The organism is Methylobacterium sp. WL103, from assembly GCF_008039885.1.
Taxonomy (GTDB): Bacteria; Pseudomonadota; Alphaproteobacteria; order Rhizobiales; family Beijerinckiaceae; genus Methylobacterium; species Methylobacterium cerastii.
On sequence record NZ_VRUX01000595.1, the window covers coordinates 1 to 2541 of the forward strand.

The 2541-nt window shown below is 68.6% G+C and carries 2 protein-coding genes and 1 pseudogene; 1 reads left to right on the top strand and 2 read right to left on the bottom strand.

All coding sequences use genetic code 11. From position 1 onward, the window contains the following. Positions 1-114, bottom strand: a pseudogene (locus FV222_RS31470) (TlyA family rRNA (cytidine-2'-O)-methyltransferase); the annotation flags it as partial. A 145-nt stretch (positions 115-259) separates the two neighbouring features. On the opposite strand from FV222_RS31470, the gene FV222_RS22865 reads away from it, so the two are divergent. Next, complete coding sequence (locus FV222_RS22865) at positions 260-799, top strand: superoxide dismutase family protein (protein WP_238272903.1); 540 nt, start codon at positions 260-262, stop codon at positions 797-799. A gap of 41 nt (positions 800-840) precedes the next feature. On the opposite strand, the gene FV222_RS22870 is transcribed toward FV222_RS22865, so the two are convergent. Further along, on the bottom strand, positions 841-2190 hold the full coding sequence (locus tag FV222_RS22870) for an MFS family transporter (protein ID WP_147764138.1): 1350 nt from the start codon (positions 2188-2190) through the stop codon (positions 841-843). Between the last annotated feature and the right edge of the window lie 351 nt (positions 2191-2541).

Below are 2541 nucleotides of genomic sequence, written 5' to 3' on the forward strand. Positions count from 1 at the left end.
CCGGCCGTCGGCCCGCACGAGGCCGGCGGCGATGGCGGCCTGCGCCCGCGCGCGGCTCTCGAAATGGCCGTGCTCGACCAGCATGAGGTCGGCCCTGATCCTGTCTCGCGTCATCGGGGTTGGGTCACGGATGGTTCTGCCGCCTCGGGCGGCGCAATCGAACAAACCCCTGTCGGACGACCGGGCGAGAGCTTAACTAGCCCGACGTGGAGAGGAGAGCCATCATATGACACGCACCCTGCCGTTGCGCGCAGCCCTTATGCTCGGAGCCCTTGCGGGCTTCGCATCCGGCGCGAGCGGAGCGCTCGCGCAGACCGCGCCGGCCCCCGAGGCGGCCCCGGCCGCGGCGCCCCAGACCTTCGACGGCGAGATCAAGAACAACAAGGGCGAGCCGATCGGGACGTTGACGATCCGCGACGGCGCCAACGCGCTGGTGATGCGGATCGCGATCAAGGCCGGCGGCCTGCCGCCCGGCTGGCACGGCATCCACTTCCACGCGGTCGGCGATTGCTCCGACACCGAGAAGTTCATGAACTCCAAGGCCCACGTGAACCACGACCAGAGCAAGCACGGCCTGCTCAATCCGGACGGCCCGGACGAGGGCGACCTGCCCAACGTCTACGCGGCGGCCGACGGCTCGGTGAACGCCGAGGTCTCGAGCGAGACCCCGCTGACCGGCGACGGCGGCCTCAAGGACGGCGACGGGTCGGCGCTCATCGTCCACGCCAAGGAGGACGACCACGCCACCCAGCCGATCGGCGGCGCGGGCGACCGCATCGGCTGCGCGGTGATCAAGTAGCGCAGGCGCTTCCCTCCCCCCTGCGGGGGGAGGGGAACCCGCTACGCCCGCGCCAACCGGCCCTTGGCGCCCAGCGCCTCCTCCACCGTGCCGTCGCCGTCGAGATAGCCGTGGACCTTCGGGTTCGGCATGATCAGCGAGGCGACGAAGGCGATGGCCAGCAGGATGGTGACGTACCAGAAGAAGCTCGATTCCATCCCCGCCTCCTTGAACCACAACGCCACGTATTCGGCGGTGCCGCCGAAGGTGGCGTTGGCCAGCGCGTAGGACAGGCCGACGCCGAGCGCGCGGACCTTGGTCGGGAACAGCTCCGCCTTCACGATGCCGCTGATGCCCGTGTAGAAGCTCACCGCCAGCAGCCCGAGAGTGATCAGGCCGAAGGCGACGTAGGGGTCCTGCGTCGCGCCGATCGCCGTCATCAGCGGCACCACCATCAGCGTGCCGAGGCCGCTGTAGAGCAGCATGTTGGCCTTGCGCCCGATCCTGTCGGACAGCGCGCCGAAGGCCGGCTGCACCAGCATGTAGACCAGCAGCACCGCGGTCATCGTGCGCGAGGCGGTGCCCTTGTCGAAGTGCGCGGTGTTGACGAGGTACTTCTGCATGTACGTGGTGAAGGTGTAGAACACCAAAGAACCACCAGCCGTGTAGGCCAGCACCACGCAGAACGCGCGCCAATGCTTGGCGAGCTCGGAGAAGGTGCCGGCGTTCTCCTTGTCGGAGCCCGCGGTCTCGGCGAGCGAGCGGCGCAGATACAGCGCGACGACGGCCGCGCCCGCGCCGATGAAGAACGGGATCCGCCAGCCGTAGCTGTGGAGCTGGGCCTCGGTCATCGCGAACTGCAGCACGATCAGCACCAGCGAGGCGAGCAGCTGACCGCCGATCAGCGTCACGTATTGGAACGAGGCGAAGAAGCCGCGCTGACCTTTGAGCGCGACCTCGCTCATGTAGGTGGCGCTGGTGCCGTACTCGCCGCCGACCGAGAGGCCCTGGAGCATGCGCGCCAGCAGCAGCAGGACGGGGGCGGCGGCGCCGACGGTCTCGTAGGTCGGCAGCAGGCCGATGAACAGCGAGCCGACGCACATCATCATCACGGAGATGACCATCGAGGTGCGGCGCCCGACGCGGTCGGCGATGCGCCCGAACAGCCAGCCGCCGATCGGCCGCATGAAGAATCCCACGGCGAAGATGCCGGCGGTTTGCAGTAGCTGGCTGGTGGAGTCGCCCTTCGGGAAGAACGACGAGGCGAAGTAGATCGCGAAGAAGGCGTAGCAGTAGAAGTCGTACCACTCGACCAAGTTACCCGAAGACGACGCGACGATCGCCTTGATGCGGCGGCGGCGGTCGGCCGCCACGTCTTCGGCGGATGGCGCGATCCCGATCAAGTCGGACATGCTGGCTCCCTGTCTCCGTCCTTGGGACGGCGCATTCTTGATACCGGCGACGTTACAGGCGGGGAGGGGGGCCGCCTAGGGTTCGAAACCCTCCGGGCGGGACGGCCCACCGCTGCCGTCACACGCGTCTCGCACCCTCGCTCGGGCGGCGCGGCACGACGGAACGCTTTCCGGCACTGTGCCGTTTCGGGCCGGTGACGTCGCCGGTCGGCGAAGGACGCGGTCTTTCATCAAGAATGGGACGGATTCGAACGCCATGAACAAGATCTTTCGCGGAACGGTGACGGCCGCGGTCCTGGTGCTGGGCACGGCGACGGCCTTCGGCCAGGGCGGCCCCGGCGGTGCGGGCGG

Excerpts from the sequence above, each read along its gene's own strand:
- FV222_RS22865 (WP_238272903.1), top strand. The coding sequence starts at position 260 with ATGCTCGGAGCCCTTGCGGGCTTCGCATCCGGCGCGAGCGGAGCGCTC.
- FV222_RS22870 (WP_147764138.1), bottom strand. The coding sequence starts at position 2,190 with ATGTCCGACTTGATCGGGATCGCGCCATCCGCCGAAGACGTGGCGGCC.